Origin of the sequence: Halobacillus litoralis (genome assembly GCF_009856415.1) — a bacterium.
Lineage (GTDB): Bacteria > Bacillota > Bacilli > Bacillales > Halobacillaceae > Halobacillus > Halobacillus litoralis_C.
Genome location: NZ_WMEZ01000004.1, coordinates 119,441 through 137,911 on the forward strand (window position 1 = coordinate 119,441; position 18,471 = coordinate 137,911).

The following is an 18,471-nucleotide window of genomic DNA, read 5'->3' on the forward strand; positions in this document are numbered from 1 at the left end:
AACCAGCTGTTATTCTTCAGCTGGTTCTTCTACGTTATCCTGGTTCAAATGAATGAGAATTGTGTTAGCCACAGGTTCTGGAACACCTAATCTCGTGATATCCTCAATTTCTGCATTTTTAATTTCCGTGACAGACTTGAAGTGTCTCAACAATAAGCGCCTTCGTTTCTGTCCGACTCCAGGAATACGATCCAGTTCAGATTGAATAGCACCCTTGCCTCGAAGCTGCCGGTGAAAGGAAATAGCGAACCTGTGTACCTCATCTTGGATGCGCTGCACCAGATAAAATTCTTGAGACTGACGGTCAAGATCGATAGGACTTGGGGGATCGCCGTACAATAATTCACTGGTCTTGTGTTTATCGTCTTTTGCTAAACCGCATAGAGGAACATCAACACCAAGTTCATTCTCAAGAACATCAAGAGCGGCCGTCATTTGCCCTTTGCCGCCATCGACGACAATTAAATCAGGGAGAGGCAGGCCTTCTTTTAACACCCGCTTGTACCTCCGTCGAATCACTTCTCTCATGGTTTCATAATCATCAGGACCCTCTACATCCCTGATTTTATACTTCCTGTACTCTTTCTTCTGTGGCTTCCCATCAATGAAAACAACCATGGCTGAAACAGGATCTGCGCCTTGTATATTGGAGTTATCAAAAGCTTCAATCCGGTGAGGTGTTTCAATGTGAAGGTGGTTTCCAAGTGCTTCTACAGCTTTAATGGTTCGCTCTTCATCTCGTTCAATCAAAGCAAATTTTTCTTCCAAGGATATTTTTGCGTTCTTCATCGCAAGCTCAACCAATTCTTTTTTCCGACCACGCATAGGAATGTGAACTTTCGTATCTAATGCTCCTTCCAAGACATCGACGTCCGTCGCCACCGGAACGAGGACCTGTTTAGGATAAGGATGGTTTTGATGCAGGTAAAAGCGGCCGATATAGCTGATAAATGTCTCTTCTGGGTCATCAAAGAATGGAAATAGCGTAACATCTCGTTCGATCAGTTTGCCCTGGCGGACGAAAAACACCTGGACACACATCCAACCTTTATCATAGGAGTAGCCGAAAATATCTCGGTCGACTTGGTCATTCATCGTCATCTTTTGTTGCTCCATGACAGACTCAATGTGCTCAATTTGATCTCTCAATTCCTTCGCCCGTTCAAAATCAAGCTCTTCTGACGCTTCAAGCATTCGCTTTTTTAAATCTTTCTTTATTGCTGTGTGACCGCCATTTAGGAAGGACGTTATATTTTGAACGATTTCTTCATTCGTTTTTTTGGAGACTTTGTATTCACATGGTCCAAGACACTGGTGCATGTGGTAATAAAGACAAACACGATCGGGCATGGTATTACATTTTCTTAATGGATACAATCGATCAAGAAGCTTTTTCGTTTCCCTTGCAGCAATGACGTTTGGGTAGGGACCGAAATACTTCCCTTTATCTTTTTTCACATTTCTTGTGACAATGAGTCTGGGATGCCTTTCTGATGTCACCTTCAAGTATGGATATGTCTTATCATCTTTTAATAAAACGTTATACTTCGGATCATATTTTTTTATTAAGTTCATTTCCAATATCAACGCTTCAATTTCTGAGGTTGTCACGATATATTCAAAGTTAACGATTTCACGGACGAGTCGCTGTGTTTTCCCGTCATGCGCTCCGGTAAAATAGGAGCGGACACGGTTTTTCAACACTTTGGACTTCCCAACATAGATGACCGTATCGTTTTTATCTTTCATCAGATAACAACCGGGCTGGTCCGGTAGTACAGCCAGTTTCTCTTTGATGGTTGAGTTCATATAGGTTCACTCCATGATTTGTAGATTATATACTGAAAATACCACAACGACGGACCAAGTATGCAGGTTCAATACGCCTGGACAAGCTTAAGCAACGTCTTGCGGCATGATGTGTACGCAAAAAGCTGCTTAAGACCTTGAACCTGAACAAATTTAGATTGTAAAAAGATGATGAAAGCCGCGCTGCTTTGGCAACGCGGCTTTCATAGTAAATTCATTCATTAAGAATGTTTTTGAATCAATTCAGCAAGTGCTTCTTTTGGTTGGAAGCCGATAACCTGGTCAACCACTTGACCATCTTTGAATAGAAGCAGTGTCGGGATACTCATGACACCGAATTTACCTGCTGTTTCTTGGTTCTCATCAACATCAAGTTTGACGATTTTTACTTGATCGCTCATTTCCGCATCCAGTTCTTCTAATACGGGCGCAATCATCTTACAAGGTCCGCACCATGGTGCCCAGAAATCAGCTAGGACAAGACCCTGGTTTGTTTCTTCTGTAAAGTTCTGATCAGTTGCTTTTACAATTGCCATACTATAATTCCTCCTCGACCTAATAGTCTGTTAAGAGTATATCACTATCTATTTTTAGTGACTAACAATTTGTTTATACCTTATTTAAACATGGAATAAAGCCGAAGCCAAATATTTGGCTTCGGCTTTATGGTCAGGCGTTTACTTTCATCTCTTTGATTTCTTCAATTAGTTTAGGTACAACATCGAACAAATCGCCAACGATTCCATAATCCGCTACATTGAATATGTTCGCTTCCGGATCTTTGTTAATCGCCACAATAACTTTGGAATTCGACATTCCAGCTAAGTGTTGAATGGCTCCAGAAATACCACATGCAATATACAAGTCTGGCGTAACGACCTTCCCTGTTTGACCAATTTGTAAGGAGTAGTCGCAATAACCAGCATCACAAGCTCCGCGGGATGCTCCGACTGTACCGCCAAGAACTTCGGCAAGTTTCTCAAGTGGTTCAAAACCTTCTGCACTCTTCACACCACGACCACCGGCGATGATGACTTTCGCTTCTGAAAGATCGACACCATCCGAAGACTTGCGCAAGACATCTTTTATGATTGTACGGATATTTGAAATCTCTACTTCTTTCTCGGATACACTTCCAGCTAAAGAATCATCTCTTGTAAGGGCTGGAATGTTATTTGGACGAATGGTCGCAAATACGAGTCCCTCTGTAACCATTTTCTTTTCGAAAGCTTTTCCGGAGTAGATGGGACGTGTGAAAACAATGTCTCCACCTTCAGCGACTACCTCAGTAGCATCTGAAATTAGTCCGGACTCGAGCTTACTGGCAAGTTTCGGTGTCAAATCTTTACCGATCGCTGTATGGCCCATGATGATTCCTTCAGGTGATTCATCCTGAATGACCTGATATACGGCTTGACCATAACCATCAGATGTATACGTTTTCAAATCTGAGTTTGAAACAGTGATAACTCTGGAAGCTCCATAGTAAACCATTTCCTGTCCCATTTCATTCAAATCGCCATCTCCACAAAGGACACCGACGACTTCTCCCCCATCACTGACGATATTTGCTGCCGCAATGGCTTCGAATGTAACATTACGAAGAGATCCTTCTCTTGCTTCTCCGATCACCAACATTTTTTTACTCATAAAGATTCTCCTTTCCCTTGTCTATTTAAAGTACTTTCGCTTCTGTTTTTAATAATGATACAAGTTCTTTTACTTGGTCATCGACTTCTCCTTCAAGCACTTTTCCTGCTTGCTTTTCAGGTGGAAGGAAAATTTCAGTCGTTTTTGTTTTTGGTTCCACATCGTCTTCATCCAGATCGAGGTCATCGATTTCAAGCTCATCAAGTGGCTTTTTCTTCGCTTTCATAATTCCTGGCAAAGAAGGGTACCTCGGCTCATTCAAACCTTGCTGACAAGTGACGAGGACAGGAAGTGTCGTTTCGACCTTTTCAACATCTCCTTCAACATCGCGCTCAATATTTACTGTCGTACCGTCAATTTTGATATCCGTGATTGTCGTCACACATGGCATATCCAAACGTTCCGCAAGACGAGGACCTACTTGACCACTGGCTTCATCAATGGCTACGTTCCCGCCAAGAATAATGTCGACTTCTTTATCTTCAAAGAATGCCTCAAGAATTTTAACCGTTGTAAACTGGTCACCTTCTTCAAGATCATCTTCCGTGTTAATTAGAACCGCTTTATCTGCTCCCATAGCCAGAGCTGTACGAAGCTGTTTCTCTGCTTCCTCTTCTCCGATCGTCACAACTGTCACTTCACCGCCGTGCTCGTCACGCAGATTGATCGCTTCTTCCACCGCATACTCATCGTATGGGTTGATGATGTATTCTGCTCCATCATCAGCAATCACTCCATTACTTACAGAGATTTTTTCTTCTGTGTCAAACGTTCTTTTCAGCAAAACGTAAATATTCATGTCTATATACCTCCTGGGCTATTGATTTTTGAATGCTGGTTTTCTTTTTTCAATGAATGCCTGGATGCCTTCTTTAGCATCTTCATTCCCAAACACCTCTCCAAAGGCGTCTGCTTCCGCATGGTTCCCTGCTTCAAACTGAGAGGTATGGGCATACGGAATCAACTTCATGACATGATGAATGGTCGGCCCGCTTTTCTGGGATATGGTTTGAGCCAGCTGTTCTGCTTTTTCAAAAAGTTCCTCACTAGAGAAACTTTGATTAGCTAGACCTACTCGGGCAGCTTCTTCACCACTAATCGGCACACCTGTCAAGATCATTTCATAAGCTTTTGCTGTGCCGACATATCTTGGTAACCTTTGGGTCCCTGCAAAGCCGGGGATAATTCCAAGATTCAATTCAGGCAACCCTAACTTTGCATCATCAGCTACATAGCGGATATGGCAGGACATGGCAAGCTCTAGGCCTCCACCTAGTGCTGCTCCATGGATAGCAGCAATTACAGGCACGTGGAAATTCTCAATTCTACTAAACAATTGCTGCCCCTTAGCTGCCAATCCCTTATAATCATCTGCTCCTTGGAGAGATGTAAATTCCTTAATATCTGCTCCTGCAGAGAAGAAACGTCCTTCCCCTTTAAGAAGGATGGCTTTTATGGAAGAATCGCTCTCCACTTGGTCCAGTTCCTTGGAAAGATCCTGAAGAATGGAGCTGGACAGTGCGTTTGCAGGCGGGCTCTGTATCGTGATTTCCGCCACATTCCCTTTTACTTGTGAAGTTAAAGTCGACAAATCATCATCACCTTTCTCACTTATCATGACGGGCTAATCCATTCACAATTAAGCTATGGACTTCTTTTGCTTGTTCTTCTATGTTATAACGCTGCTCTTTCATGACCCAATTTGTCACCGTCTCATCCATCGTTCCAAAAATCATTTGACGTACAAGACGGCGATCCAGGCCACTACGGAACAACTCCTCTTCGACACCTTCTTCAACAATTTGATCAATGACGTTCAAATAGCGCTTCAATACATGATTGATTTTTTGCCTCAACTCTTTATTCGATTGGCGCAATTCCAACTGTGTCACAATCGCGAGATGGTGGTCAGCAGCCAGCTGTTCAAAATGTGTTTGGATTAAAGTTAAAAGCTTTTGTTCCGCTGACTGCTTAGAGGTTGTTTCCTGCTCAATCTTTTCTATGAATTGCCCCATTTTTTCTTGAAACAATGATACAAGGATATCTTCCTTGTTTTTAAAATAAAGGTAGATGGTTCCATCTGCCACTCCTGCTTTCTTTGCTATCTTAGAAACTTGAGAAGAGTGGTAGCCATTTTCAGCAATGACTTCGACAGCTGCATCAATAATTTGTTTGAATTTCGGTTTATTTTTCTTCAATGGTATATCTCCTTGCTATTGCGAACTGAAAAATGAATGAATCATCATTCACTTATTATTCTACAAGCAAAGAAATATTCTGTCAACTTTCTTTTTTGTGTTTATTGGATACTTTCAGATTCCTCATATTTCCGCTTCTCCTCATCGATCAATGTTCTCCTTAAGATCTTACCGACCGCTGTTTTCGGTAACTCCTCTCTGAACTCATATAACCTCGGGACCTTATAAGAAGCAATGTTTTTACGACAATATTCATTCAATTCATCTTCCGTAATTTCACTTCCTTGTTTTTTAACGATGAAGGCTTTTACGGTTTCTCCACGATACGGGTCAGGAACTCCTACAACGACAGCTTCTTGAATTTCTGAGTGCTCATAAAGGACTTCTTCCACTTCACGAGGATAGATGTTATATCCGCCTGCGATGATCATATCTTTTTTCCGATCTACGATATAAAAGTATCCAGCATCATCCATATACCCCATATCACCTGTACGGAACCACCCATCCTCACTGAGTACCTGTGCCGTTTCCTCTGGCCTGTTCCAATAACCTCTCATTACTTGAGGACCTTTGACGACGATTTCTCCGATTTCTCCATTCTCAGCCTCTTCATCCGCATCCATCTTGTAGATCTTGGCGTCCGTGTCTGGCCATGGTACACCGATACTTCCACTCATACGCTGTCCCCATACCAAGTTGGAATGGGTAACTGGAGAAGTTTCCGTCAACCCATAGCCTTCAACAAGACGTCCACCTGTGACAGCTTCAAAACGTTCTTGGACTTCAACCGGCAACGGAGCTGAACCACTGATACAGGCTTCAATAGATGAAAGATCATATTTTTTCAAATTCGGGTGGTTCAGTAAGGCGATATAAATTGTAGGGGCACCAGGGAATAACGTCGGTTTTTGTTTTTCAATGACTTTCAAAACATCTTCCGGTTCAAACTTTGGCATAAGAATCATCTTGTTCCCCATCATGACAGACAGGTTCATAACCGAAGTCATTCCATATACATGGAAGAACGGTAAAATAGCAAGCACGGTTTCTTCGCCGTCTTTGCACTTATACAACCATTTCTTCGACATTTGCGTGTTGACAATCAGATTATAATGAGTGAGCATAACACCTTTTGGAAAACCAGTCGTTCCTCCGGTGTATTGTAGTAAAGCAAGATCCTCTTTAGGATCGATCTCTACCTCTTCGACATTTCCGCTTGCATTTTTCAAAACATGGGACCATAGATGAGTATCTGTAGATTGTTCCGGTTTGACGAGCACTTGATACTGCCTTTTTTGAATAAAAGGATAAATTTTATTTTTAGGGAAAGGAAGGTAATCTTTAATACCTGTCACGATGATGTGTTCAAGAGGGGTATCAGGTTTAATATTGGCAGCCTTTGGATAAAGAACATCAAGACAAATGATCATCTTAGCTCCTGAATCATTCATTTGATATTCCAATTCCCTTTCCATATAGAGAGGGTTCGTCTGGACAACGATTCCTCCAGCCATAAGCACTCCATAATAGGAGATGACGGATTGAGGACAGTTTGGCAACATAATGGAAACACGGTCGCCTTTTTCCAACCCAAGTTCCTGCAAATAGCTGGCTAAAGCTTGGGCCTCTTCATATATTTCTTTATAATCCAACTCCTTGCCCATAAAATAAAGCGCTTTCTTTTCTCCGTAAACTTCAGCACTTTCTTTAAGGTAATCATGGAGTGGTTGTTCTTTGTAATCAATGGTGACAGGGACTTCTGGTGGATACAACTTGTGCCATGGACGTTGAAAATCACTCATTTTGACAGACCTCCCTAATAATTGTCTTCTCTCCTATTATAACGACTAAAGGCTCATATTTGAATTATTATTTAAAAAATTGAAAATATTACCCTTAAAACTAAACCCATTCCTGCACATACGCTCCCTTTACTTGAAGACTCAGTTTCGAGATGTTTGTGTGATTTTCGGGGCTACAGGAAACAGTTCGCTTTCCATGGGGCGGGCGGTGAGCCTCCTCAGGCTACGCCTTCCGGGGTCTCACCTGTCCCACACGTCCCATAGGAGTCTCACCGTTTCCCTCCGCCCCTTTACCTTATAAGTGTCTCGAAACCACTTCTAAAAGGGGAGCATGTATGGTTGAGGGTATGAATGATTAGAACACCTCCAAAGTACGTAAAAGCTTGATCCAGAGCTCATTACACCTCAAATGTGTGGTAGTGGAAGACCTTCCAACTTGGTACAGAGGTTCGTTTTTCACATACCTCGAATGGGGTGGTTGGGAAGCTGCGAGACTCCCGTGGGAGAAGGAGTTAGGTGAGATCCCGCAGGACGCAGTCCGAGGAAGCTCACCACGTCCCCCACAGGAAAGCGAGTAGCTTCCCAGCCACCCCTGGCGCTCAACACGATAACGAACCACGAAAAATCTCGAAACTGAGTCTTCCACTATCCTGCCATTTACTTTAATAACTATTATTACATGAACATAAAAAAACAAGAAGCCCGATGAGCTTCTTGTTTAATGATGAATCTATAACTTATATGATAAAAAACAGGATGCCGACGATGAGAAAGGCCGCGGCAACGACCATTAATATTTTGGCTAAGGTTTCCACTGTCTCTCTCCTTAAATGATATTCGCTCCAATCACATACGATAGCCCGATGGAAATGACTAAGGAAATGAATCCTACGGCACGGTTGTCATTTGCAATTTCTTCATCGATCTTAAACGATGGGGTCAAGAATTCAAAAATGAAATAACCGCAAAGGAGAAGGGCAAATCCATACAAGCCCCACCCCATCGTTTGGGTGAGTGAGTCGTTATGTTCTATTGAAAAACGAAAGATGTTTGCAATTCCAAATAGTTTTCCCCCGGTCGCCATCGCTACAGCAATGTTGCCTTTTTTGATTTCTTCCCAATTATTATAGGAAGTAACGATTTCAAAAATCGCCATGAAAAGAACTAAGCACAGGACAACAACACTGTAACGAGCGGCGGTTTCCACTAACGTGTATTCCCAAAAATTACTCATTCCTCCGCTCCCTTTTCAACGAATTATCGAAACTCAAGGACGGTCACTCCACTTCCACCTTCATTCATGCCCCCTGCCCGATGGCTGGAGATGCTGCGGTGTTTTTTTGCAAAATTTTGAACCGCTGTTCGAAGAGCGCCCGTCCCCTTCCCGTGGATAATGGATACTCGTGGATAGCCTGCTAAAAGAGCGTCATCAATATATTTCTCTAAGCGGTTCAACGCATCTTCATAGCGCTCGCCACGTAAGTCGAGTTCTGTTTTCACATGGAAGTTCTTTCCTTTGACTGTCGCCATTGGCTTTTCTTTATAAGGTTGCTTTGCCTTTACGAATTCAAGTTCTTTGCGTTTGGCTTTCACTTTCATTACACCAACCTGAACCTGGTATTCGTTCTTCCCTGTCTGTTCCACAATGGTTCCTTGCTGGTTCAGAGTCAGTAGCTTCACTTCATCTCCAGGATTCAATTCTCTCGACTCTTTCTTTGGTGCTGGAGTTGCTTTCGGTTTCTTCTTCGCAAGTTCCGGCTGCGCCTCGTCAAACATCTTCCGAGCTTCAATCCATTCATGCTCTTTCATTTGAGCCTGTGATTTCATGTTCCGTATTTCGCCAACGATCGTTTCCGCTTCTTCTCTGGCCTGGCGAATGGCTTTTTCTGCTTTTTGTTCCGCTTTTTCATATAACTTTTCCCGTTGATCTTCAAATTGGTCCCATTTATGCTTTAATTCATTGCGGAGCTCTTCCGCTTCTGCAAGCAACCGTTCTGCTTCTGCATAATCCTGCTCTGCTCCCCGCTTCGATTCTTCTAATGAAGCAATCATATTCTCAACACTCTGAGAATCTACACCGATATGACCTTTCGCAGAGTCAATTACAGATTCTCTTAAACCTAAGCGCCTGGAAATCTCAAATGCGTTACTCCGTCCTGGAACACCAATCAACAAGCGGTAGGTCGGTTTTAGTGTTTGAATATCAAATTCGACAGAGGCGTTGATGACATCCGGGCGATTGTAGCCATAAGCCTTCAATTCAGGATAGTGGGTTGTCGCGATGACACGGGCTTTCCGGTTGACGACTTCATCTAAAATCGACATCGCAAGAGCGGCCCCTTCTTGCGGATCCGTTCCAGCACCAAGTTCATCAAACAAGACTAAGGACTGATCGTCCACTTTATCCAAAATGTCTACGATATTAGTCATGTGGGAAGAAAAAGTAGATAAACTTTGTTCGATGGACTGTTCATCTCCGATGTCTGCATAAACTTCATTGAATACAGCCATCTCACATCCATCCAAAGCGGGTACCTGTAAGCCGGACTGTGCCATTAAAGTGCACAAACCTACGAGTTTGAGAGTAACCGTTTTTCCACCTGTGTTCGGTCCAGTAATAACAATAGATGTGTAATCTGTGCCAATTTCGATGTCATTCGGAACGACTTCATCTTCTGGGATTAGTGGATGTCTCGCTTGTTTCATATCGATGCGGCCTTCGTCATTCATCTTAGGCATGGCTGCTCTCATCTGCTTGCCTAACTTCGCTCTAGCAAACATAAAGTCCATATGCCCTAACACATTCACATTTTCATATAAGGGTTCATGATTTTCCGCAATCGCATCGGAAAGCTCTTTCAAGATTTTCTCGATCTCATTTTTTTCTTGGACGCGAGCTTCTTGCAGTTGGTTATTCAAGTCGACGACCGTTTGCGGTTCTATGAACAATGTCGCTCCAGAAGAGGATTGGTCATGGACGATCCCGCCTATGGACCCACGATATTCTTGTTTAACTGGTAAAACATAGCGTTCATTTCTTATGGTGACAATCGCATCGGAAAGCATTTTTGACTTAGACTTTGTAAACGACTCCATTTTGTCCCTTACCCGACTCTCATATGTCCGGATTTTCGAACGGATGGATCTCAATTTCTCAGAGGCCCCGTCCATGACTCCTCCATGGTCATCGATACAGTTTCTGATTTCACTCTCCAGGTCCCTTAATGGAGCAATTGTTGACACCATATCTCTCAAAATGGGCATTTCTGGTTCTTCCATATCTTCAATGAAACGCTTCAGTTGTCTGCCGCCATAGATCGTACTGGCGACATCCAAACATTCGAGAGCACTCAAAGTCCCGCCGATTGTGGTTCGCTTCAAGCTTGGTTTGATGTCAAAAATACCACCAAGTGGGACATGCCCTTTCAAACGCAGAACTTGTCCAGCTTCATCTGTTTCCATCTGCAAGTGACGAACCTCTTCCAAATCAGAAGATGGTTTCAAAGCGGATGTCTTTTCTTTCCCCAACGAAGATGCTGCTTGTTCGTTCAATTGTTCTATGATTTTTTTAAATTCTAGTACATGAAGGATGCGTTGATTCATGTGTAACCGTCTCCTTTATTACTCCTTATGGATCTTGAACTTATCCATCAACTGTTGTTTCGTCCACGTATTGATGACTGTATCTTTTCTAAGCCACCCTTTTCGCGCTGAACCAATGCCTATTTTCATATGCTCCAACATTGGATAACTGTGAGCATCCGTATTAACAGCAATGTTCACGCCCTCTTCCTGAGCTCTCATTAACCATTCCCAACTTAGATCTAACCGGTTAGGGTTCGCGTTAAGTTCAAGAATCGTCCCTGTTCGCTTGGCTCCTTCAATCAATGCTTCAAGGTCCACATCATAGCCTTCGCGACGGCCAATCAAACGTCCGGTCGGATGAGCAATCATGTGGACATGAGGGTTTTCGAGGGCATTGGTCAACCGTTCCATAATTTGATCTCTTGATTGCTGAAAGCTTGAGTGAATGGAGGCAATGACAAAGTCCATCTCTTTGAGGAACTCATCATCAAAGTCTAGTGATCCATCTGGCAGAATGTCCATTTCAATGCCAGCAAAGATATGGAAATCATCCATTTCTGCATTCACCTTTTCAATCTCTTTCCTTTGCAAACGTAGACGCTCTTCATTCAATCCATTTGCCACACGCAAGTATTTCGAGTGGTCAGTGATAGCGATGTAGTCATACCCTTTCGCTTTTGCTTTCTCTGCCATTTCTTTGATGGACTGAGCTCCATCACTCCAAGTCGAGTGCATATGAAGATCCCCGCGAACGTCATCCAATTCCACGAGTTCAATGGATTCTTTAAATTTCTCTACTTCTCCATAATTTTCTCTAACTTCAGGAGGAATGAAATAAAGACCAAAATGCTGGAAAAATTCTTCTTCTGTTCCAAACGTTTGGACTTCTCCCGTTTCCGAATTTTCAATTCCATACTCACTGATTTTCTCATTGTTCTCTTTTGCGAGTTGTCTCATAGCGACATTGTGGTCTTTGGATCCTGTGAAATGGTGTAAGGTCGTAGCAAATTCTTCTGGTGAAACAATACGGAAATCAATGCCTATATCATAGCCCTCATTGACCACGATAGAAACTTTCGTCTCACCTGAAGCAATAATTTCTTTTATATCTGGATAGGCCAATAGCTCATCTCGAGTTTCAACAGCATTTTCTGACGCAATAATGAAATCTAAATCTTTAATCGTTTCACGCATTCTTCTTAAACTTCCCGCTCTAGAAAAACGTGTGAATGTCTTCCCTTGATCTAGAAAACGCTCGATTTTTTCTGCTAATGGAAGCATAACAGCGATCGGCAAACGTTCTGGACGTGCTCCCGCTTCTTCAATAGCCTTTAACATCTTTTCGGCAGACTTTTTTCCGAAACCATCCAGCGCTTCCACTTTTCCAGCCTCCAGAGCTTCCTTCAAAGTCTCTGCATCGGTCACACCTAATTGTTGATAAAGTTTCGCTAATTTCTTGCCACCGAGTCCTGGGAGGTCAAGTAATGGTACAAGGCCGGCTGGAACTTCTGCCTGTAATTGCTTTAACGTATCTGATTCTTCGTTTTCTAAGTATTCATCAATGACAGTTGCCGTACCTTTTCCGATCCCTTTCATTTTTGTGAAATCATCGATCTCACTTAATGATCTGTCATCGCGCTCTAAAGCTTGGGCAGCCTTACGGTAAGCAGAAATTTTAAAAGGGTTTTCCCCTTTTAACTCTAAGTAAACAGCGATTTTTTCCAACAGTTTAATGACTTGTTTCTTATCGATTGCCATGATTTATCGACTCCTTCACATTTTATCCTGTTTTCAAGCTGAAAAAGAGCCGCCATGATCATAATCATAGCGGCTCTACCTGTACTTTCATCCTAACGTCTTACTCAGCCAGCTACATGTTCAATCCACAGCGTTTTCAATTGTTCTGAAAAGACTGGTGTGTGTTCGATGATCAGCTGTGCAAGAATTGATCCGTCCAAAGCACTTTGCACCCCGGCAAGAGGTACAAGCGCCGCTATGTACAGCACCACGAATAAGATGACATAATTTTCAATAAAGCCTAAAATTCCACCTAACAACGTGTTCAAGGAATTCAAGATCGGCAGTTCCGAAACAAAGTCCAACATGGACGCAATAATATGTAAGATGATTTTAGCTCCAAAAAAGATAATGGCAAAAGCAACAGCGTTATAAAAGGCTTGTTCCAAAGGCAAATTCTCTAAGAAAATCGCCCAGGAAGAATCCTGAGGCAATTCAGGATAAGGTACCCATAACGTCAGCTTCGGCGCAAGGTCATCATAGTAGATAACAGCGAGTACAAAGGCTACAACAAATCCGATAAGATGGAAAAGCTGAAGAATAAATCCTCTTTTCAATCCCGTTATTACACCAATAAACAAAATAAACAACAACAATAAATCAATCATTTTACCCTCTATCCTCTTTCTCTTTCTTTTCAATATAATTCATAAGTTCTGTACATTCTTCCTTTAATTTCATATATTCATTCATCGTATTCACAGCGGTCAAAACGGCGAGCTTTGCCGTATCCAGGCTAGGATTTGCTTCATGGATCTCTCGCATCTTTTGATCCACCAGACTGGATACCATACGGATATGATGGGGCTCTTCATGACCAACTATAGTGTAAGATCGTTTGTTGATCTCCACTGTAATTCTTTTTTTCTCTTGGTCTGACTGCGACACATTCATACCCCCCTAGTTTCTCTCAATCCTAAACTTTATATTAACACGAAGCTTGACAAATAGGAAACCAATATGGATGTTTTTCGCAAATGTTCTCTTTTGTCATCCATTTTGCTATACTAATCCTATCATTTTAGACAGAAAGGAATCCATTATGCCCCAAGTTGTATTAAAATTACCTGTCTCTACACTAGAGAAAATGAAGAAATATTACACCTCAAGTTTGAAAAACAGTCCGCCAGCAGCGTTGTTCGCAGCCAAAACAACCAGTTGCACGATTACAGCTTACAAGTCGGGCAAGGTGCTCTTCCAGGGCCAAAAACCAGAAATAGAAGCAGAAAAATGGGGAAGCGTTCCTACCACTCCCTCAGGGGGGGAGAAGAAAAGCAAGAACCAACGTCATGCTTTCCATCCCAATGACCAGCTATTCGCAAGCTCTCATATAGGATCCGATGAAGCCGGTACAGGGGACTATTTCGGCCCCATCACTGTAGCAGCCGCTTTTGTAACAAAAGAACAAATCCCACAATTAAAAGCGATTGGTGTCAAAGATTCAAAAAACCTTTCGGATGCTCAAATAACCAACCTGGCGAAAGACATTGTGGCTATGAAAATCCCTTACAGTCTGCTGAGACTGCCGAATAAAAAATACAACCAGTGGCAGAGAAAAGGATGGAGTCAAGGGAAAATGAAAACGATGCTCCACCATCAAGCCTTGAACCGCCTACTCGAGAAGATTGCACCCGAAAAACCAGACGGAATATTAATCGACCAGTTTTCAGAACCACATGTATACGAGAAACATCTGAGAAGCGAGAATCAACGCCTTCAAGAACATGTTTACTTTATGACAAAAGCGGAAAGTTATTCGATTGCTGTCGCAACAGCTTCCATCATTGCAAGATCTGCCTTTGTAAAAGCCATGAACCAAATGGAATTCGATACAGGGCTTCCGATACCAAAAGGAGCTTCTGGAAAAGTGGATCGTGCTGCAGCAGCTATTATTGAAGCTTACGGTGAAGAGAAGCTTGACGAATTAGCTAAAGTTCATTTTGCAACCACGGAAAAAGCGAAAAAGTTTGTTAAATAATTTGCCGTTGCCTATACGAAAAGCCCAGAGTTAAAGAAACTCTGGGCTTTTTTTGCTTATCATTTGGTTTATCCACGAAGTTCAGCCTGATGCTGATTTTTCACCGCTTCCAGGATAGCGTTGTGAGTCTCTTCTACTTCTTGATCCTTCAGGGTACGAAGTGGATCTAAATATAGCAGACGGAAAGCAAGAGACTTCTTCCCTTCATCTAGATGTTCACCTTGATAAAGGTCGAATACTTGAACATCCTTCACTAATGGACTTCCTGCTTTACCAATTGTCGCCTCAATCGAACCTGCGGTTACATCTTCGTTTACAACAAGAGCGATGTCTCGGGAAACAGATGGGTGACGAGGAATGGTCTGGAATTTCTCTTCTTTCTTATATTCTTCAATGAGAACTTCCAAATTCACATCAAAGACATAGGTTTCTTTCAATCCGAGCTGTTTTTGCAGCTTCGGATGTACCTGCCCAACGAAGCCGATGACTTTTCCATTGACGGACACGGTTGCCGTACGTCCTGGATGCATATGATCCAGCTTCGTTTTTTCATAAGTGAAAGGCAGATCCAACTGTTCGCTTAGTCCTTCCAAGATCCCCTTAGCTACGAAAAAGTCGACGGACTTTTTCTCTTGCTGCCATGGGTGTGAGAGCCATTCACCCGTTAGTGCACCTGACGCGCGGAGCATTTCTTCCGGTTGTTTCGTTACTTTTTCCTCTTCACTAATAAAAACGGTACCCACTTCATAGAAAGCAAGGTTTTCCTGTTTTCGTGCAACGTTGTAGGATAAGGATTCTAACAACTCAGGAACCATGCTCAACCGAAGCGTGCCATGATCTTCACTCATAGGCATAGCTAGAGCGACAGGGCTTACGGATTTTTCTTTCACTTCGGGACTGACAAGCATTTGAGCTTTATTTTCATGAGTAAGGGAATAAGTGATCGTCTCATGAAGTCCTGCACCTTCGAAGTATGCTTTCACTTTACGTTTCAATAGTTGCTCAAGCGTCAGGCCTCCCGCTTGAGACGCCCCTTGTGGAAGTGTGTATGGAAGGTTATCGTAGCCATAAATACGTGCCACTTCTTCCAGCATATCTTCAAAGATCGTAATGTCCCCACGGCGAGTCGGGACAGATACATGGAACTCCTCCTCGTTCTGTTCATAATTGAACTGCAGACGACGGAAAATATCGGCGATATCCTCATTGGAAATATCAGTTCCAAGGCGATCATTGATCGTGCTTGTATTTACAGTGACTTGCTTTTCAGAGCGGTCCAGTTCGTCATGGGACACGACCCCATCTAAAACAGTTCCTCCTGCATATTTTGCAAGAAGTTCGCAGGCTCTCAATCCCGCACGTTCCACCCGGTTTGGGTCGACACCTTTTTCAAATCGTGTACTTGATTCACTACGAAGTCCATGATCTTTAGAAGCTTCACGTACGACAGATGGGTGGAAAAATGCGGCTTCTAAGATGATGGTCGTTGTATCATCTTGAACTTCAGACTCCGCCCCGCCCATGACACCAGCGATTGCGTGAGCTTTTTCCCCGTTTGTAATGACGAGGTGATCGCTTTTCAGCGTGCGCTCCTGGTCATCAAGCGTCGTCATCTTTTCTCCATCTTTCGCACGACGTGTAACGATGGTATTCGAACCAAAGCGGTCATAATCAAAAGCATGAAGCGGCTGGCCATACTCCATGAGTACATAGTTTGTGATGTCTACAACATTGTTAATCGGACGGATGCCAGCTGCAGTGAGACGGTTGCGCATCCATAGTGGAGATGGTCCGACTTGGATGTCCTTAATAATGAAAGCTCCATAATAAGGGTTAACTTCCGCATCTTCCACGACTACAGAGACATGGTCTGCTGCTTTCTCATCTGAAGTCTGGACAGTTTCATCAGCCAATTCATACGTACCATCGATAGCGGCTGCCACTTCATAGGCTACGCCTGCCATGCTTAGAGCATCCGAACGGTTTGGTGTCAATCCAAGCTCGATGATCAAATCATCAAGATTCAACAAGGAAACGGCATTGGCTCCGATTTCAACATCTTCCGGGAAAACAAAAATACCTTCAGCGAATTCTTTCGGGACATCTTTTTCATCGACGCCAAGCTCCTGGAGGGAACAAATCATACCATTCGATTCTTCTCCACGTAGTTTCGTCTTTTTAATTTTGAAGTTGCCTGGAAGAACCGCCCCCGGTGTCGCTACAGGAACTTTTTGACCTTTGGCCACGTTCGGTGCGCCACAAACGATCTGAAGCGTTTCTTCTCCAACATCCACTTGGCAAAGGTTTAACTTATCGGCGTTCGGATGCTGTTCACAAGATTGGACGTACCCGACAACAACGCCTGTGACTTCCTCTGCTACAGGTTCAACACTTTCCACTTCAATTCCGGTCTTCGTAATGATCTCTGCCAGCTCTTCCGGCGAATAACGACTGACATCAATATATTCTTGCAACCAATTTAATGATACGAGCATGGTTTCTCTCCTCCTTTAGGCCTTATGATACTGTTCTAAGAATCGAATATCGTTCGTGTAGAAGTGACGAATATCATCCACTCCATATTTCAACATTGCAATCCGCTCTGGTCCCATACCGAATGCGAATCCAGAGTATTCTTTCGGATCATAACCTGCCATCTCAAGGACGTTCGGGTGAACCATTCCGCCACCAAGGATTTCGATCCAGCCGGTCCCTTTACATACGGAACAGCCACTCCCTCCACATACTTTACAGGAAATGTCCATTTCTACGGATGGTTCAGTGAATGGGAAGAAGCTTGGACGCAGACGTATTTCACGATCCGCTCCGAACATTTGCTTCGCGAATGCATTCAGTACGCCTTTCAAATCGCTCATTCGGACGTTCTTATCGACTAATAGTCCCTCAATTTGCGTGAACTGGTGAGAGTGAGTCGCATCATCCGTGTCACGACGGTACACCTTACCAGGGCAAATCATTTTAACGGGTTCGCTGCCATTTTTAGCCCCCATTGTCCGTGCTTGAACTGGAGACGTATGGGTACGCATCAAAAGCTCTTCCGTAACATAGAAAGAATCCTGCATATCCCTTGCCGGGTGACCTTTGGGCAAGTTCAGTGCTTCAAAGTTGTAATAATCCGTTTCGACTTCCGGTCCTTCTTTAATTTCAAAGCCCATACCGATGAAGAGGTCTTCGATTTCTTCTACGATGCTTGTCAATAAATGAGGGCCTCCAATTTTTACAGGACGGGCAGGAAGAGTGACATCAATGCTCTCTTCTTCCAATTGCTTTTCTAATGCTGCATCCTCTAGGGCCGTTTGCTTTTTCTCAATGGCTTGAGCAATATGTTCTCGTACATCATTAGCCAGTTGCCCGATGACCGGACGCTCTTCTTTGGATAATTTGCCCATTCCTCTCAGAACTTCTGTAATCGGGCCCTTTTTCCCTAAGTACTCGACTCTTACATCCTTCAAGCCTTGAACAGAATCCGCCTGCTCCACTTTAGCCAAGGCTTCCTGTTTCAGCTCTTCTAAACGTTCCTTCATGCTTTTTCCTCCTTTAAAATCGTTTCGATTCATTTTCCTTTCATCTTTAAAACATAGGTTAAAAACGGCTGGAAAATAAAAAAAGCCCCATCCCTGAAAAAGGG

15 protein-coding genes and 1 other annotated feature (1 of these 16 running past the window's edge) are annotated in these 18,471 nt (G+C 43.1%); of the genes, 1 reads left to right on the top strand and 14 read right to left on the bottom strand.

Features of this window, described 5'->3' with window-relative positions:
* Positions 1 to 9 precede the first annotated feature (9 nt).
* From uvrC to zapA, 12 genes are all read right to left on the bottom strand, one after another.
* Positions 10 to 1,809, bottom strand: a complete 1,800-nt coding sequence (uvrC, locus tag GLV98_RS12425; RefSeq protein ID WP_160915625.1) for an excinuclease ABC subunit UvrC — start codon at positions 1,807 to 1,809, stop codon at positions 10 to 12.
* A gap of 221 nt (positions 1,810 to 2,030) precedes the next feature.
* Positions 2,031 to 2,369, bottom strand: a complete 339-nt coding sequence (gene trxA / locus GLV98_RS12430) for a thioredoxin (RefSeq protein ID WP_337193753.1) — start codon at positions 2,367 to 2,369, stop codon at positions 2,031 to 2,033.
* Between the two features lie 109 nt (positions 2,370 to 2,478).
* Positions 2,479 to 3,459: an electron transfer flavoprotein subunit alpha/FixB family protein gene (locus GLV98_RS12435; RefSeq protein WP_160915627.1), complete on the bottom strand. Its 981-nt coding sequence runs from the start codon at positions 3,457 to 3,459 to the stop codon at positions 2,479 to 2,481.
* 25 nt (positions 3,460 to 3,484) lie between these two features.
* Positions 3,485 to 4,258, bottom strand: a complete 774-nt coding sequence (locus GLV98_RS12440) for an electron transfer flavoprotein subunit beta/FixA family protein (RefSeq protein ID WP_160915629.1) — start codon at positions 4,256 to 4,258, stop codon at positions 3,485 to 3,487.
* An 18-nt stretch (positions 4,259 to 4,276) separates the two neighbouring features.
* A complete protein-coding gene (locus GLV98_RS12445) occupies positions 4,277 to 5,050 on the bottom strand; it encodes an enoyl-CoA hydratase (RefSeq protein ID WP_160915892.1) in 774 nt (257 codons plus the stop codon).
* Positions 5,051 to 5,066: 16 nt separating this feature from the next.
* Positions 5,067 to 5,657 (bottom strand): TetR/AcrR family transcriptional regulator, encoded by a 591-nt coding sequence (locus GLV98_RS12450; protein ID WP_115822610.1) that lies wholly within the window; start codon positions 5,655 to 5,657, stop codon positions 5,067 to 5,069.
* Positions 5,658 to 5,758: 101 nt separating this feature from the next.
* A complete protein-coding gene (locus GLV98_RS12455) occupies positions 5,759 to 7,462 on the bottom strand; it encodes a long-chain-fatty-acid--CoA ligase (RefSeq protein WP_160915631.1) in 1,704 nt (567 codons plus the stop codon).
* 826 nt (positions 7,463 to 8,288) lie between these two features.
* Complete coding sequence (locus tag GLV98_RS12460; RefSeq protein ID WP_089650580.1) at positions 8,289 to 8,696, bottom strand: DUF350 domain-containing protein; 408 nt, start codon at positions 8,694 to 8,696, stop codon at positions 8,289 to 8,291.
* A 23-nt stretch (positions 8,697 to 8,719) separates the two neighbouring features.
* The gene (locus tag GLV98_RS12465) at positions 8,720 to 11,065 is read right to left on the bottom strand and encodes an endonuclease MutS2 (RefSeq protein WP_160915633.1); all 2,346 of its coding nucleotides are present in this window, start codon (positions 11,063 to 11,065) and stop codon (positions 8,720 to 8,722) included.
* A gap of 18 nt (positions 11,066 to 11,083) precedes the next feature.
* Positions 11,084 to 12,805: a DNA polymerase/3'-5' exonuclease PolX gene (gene polX, locus GLV98_RS12470; RefSeq protein WP_160915635.1), complete on the bottom strand. Its 1,722-nt coding sequence runs from the start codon at positions 12,803 to 12,805 to the stop codon at positions 11,084 to 11,086.
* Positions 12,806 to 12,909: 104 nt separating this feature from the next.
* Positions 12,910 to 13,452, bottom strand: a complete 543-nt coding sequence (locus tag GLV98_RS12475; protein WP_160915637.1) for a CvpA family protein — start codon at positions 13,450 to 13,452, stop codon at positions 12,910 to 12,912.
* A gap of 1 nt (position 13,453) precedes the next feature.
* Positions 13,454 to 13,738 (bottom strand): cell division protein ZapA, encoded by a 285-nt coding sequence (gene zapA / locus GLV98_RS12480; RefSeq protein ID WP_089650576.1) that lies wholly within the window; start codon positions 13,736 to 13,738, stop codon positions 13,454 to 13,456.
* Positions 13,739 to 13,886: 148 nt separating this feature from the next.
* On the opposite strand from zapA, the gene rnhC reads away from it, so the two are divergent.
* A complete protein-coding gene (rnhC, locus tag GLV98_RS12485; RefSeq protein ID WP_160915639.1) occupies positions 13,887 to 14,822 on the top strand; it encodes a ribonuclease HIII in 936 nt (311 codons plus the stop codon).
* A gap of 68 nt (positions 14,823 to 14,890) precedes the next feature.
* Here rnhC and pheT read toward each other — a convergent pair whose 3' ends face one another.
* Both pheT and pheS read right to left on the bottom strand, forming a co-directional pair.
* Positions 14,891 to 17,317: a phenylalanine--tRNA ligase subunit beta gene (gene pheT / locus GLV98_RS12490; protein WP_160915641.1), complete on the bottom strand. Its 2,427-nt coding sequence runs from the start codon at positions 17,315 to 17,317 to the stop codon at positions 14,891 to 14,893.
* Between the two features lie 15 nt (positions 17,318 to 17,332).
* On the bottom strand, positions 17,333 to 18,367 hold the full coding sequence (gene pheS, locus GLV98_RS12495; RefSeq protein ID WP_160915643.1) for a phenylalanine--tRNA ligase subunit alpha: 1,035 nt from the start codon (positions 18,365 to 18,367) through the stop codon (positions 17,333 to 17,335).
* A gap of 97 nt (positions 18,368 to 18,464) precedes the next feature.
* Positions 18,465 to 18,471 (bottom strand) — a binding site (T-box leader) (it continues 209 nt past the right edge of the window).

Coding starts and splice junctions, on each gene's coding strand:
- uvrC (WP_160915625.1), bottom strand. CDS start 1,809: ATGAACTCAACCATCAAAGAGAAACTGGCTGTACTACCGGACCAGCCC.
- GLV98_RS12435 (WP_160915627.1), bottom strand. CDS start 3,459: ATGAGTAAAAAAATGTTGGTGATCGGAGAAGCAAGAGAAGGATCTCTT.
- GLV98_RS12440 (WP_160915629.1), bottom strand. CDS start 4,258: ATGAATATTTACGTTTTGCTGAAAAGAACGTTTGACACAGAAGAAAAA.
- GLV98_RS12455 (WP_160915631.1), bottom strand. CDS start 7,462: ATGAGTGATTTTCAACGTCCATGGCACAAGTTGTATCCACCAGAAGTC.
- GLV98_RS12460 (WP_089650580.1), bottom strand. CDS start 8,696: ATGAGTAATTTTTGGGAATACACGTTAGTGGAAACCGCCGCTCGTTAC.
- GLV98_RS12465 (WP_160915633.1), bottom strand. CDS start 11,065: ATGAATCAACGCATCCTTCATGTACTAGAATTTAAAAAAATCATAGAA.
- polX (WP_160915635.1), bottom strand. CDS start 12,805: ATGGCAATCGATAAGAAACAAGTCATTAAACTGTTGGAAAAAATCGCT.
- GLV98_RS12475 (WP_160915637.1), bottom strand. CDS start 13,452: ATGATTGATTTATTGTTGTTGTTTATTTTGTTTATTGGTGTAATAACG.
- zapA (WP_089650576.1), bottom strand. CDS start 13,738: ATGAATGTGTCGCAGTCAGACCAAGAGAAAAAAAGAATTACAGTGGAG.
- rnhC (WP_160915639.1), top strand. CDS start 13,887: ATGCCCCAAGTTGTATTAAAATTACCTGTCTCTACACTAGAGAAAATG.
- pheT (WP_160915641.1), bottom strand. CDS start 17,317: ATGCTCGTATCATTAAATTGGTTGCAAGAATATATTGATGTCAGTCGT.
- pheS (WP_160915643.1), bottom strand. CDS start 18,367: ATGAAGGAACGTTTAGAAGAGCTGAAACAGGAAGCCTTGGCTAAAGTG.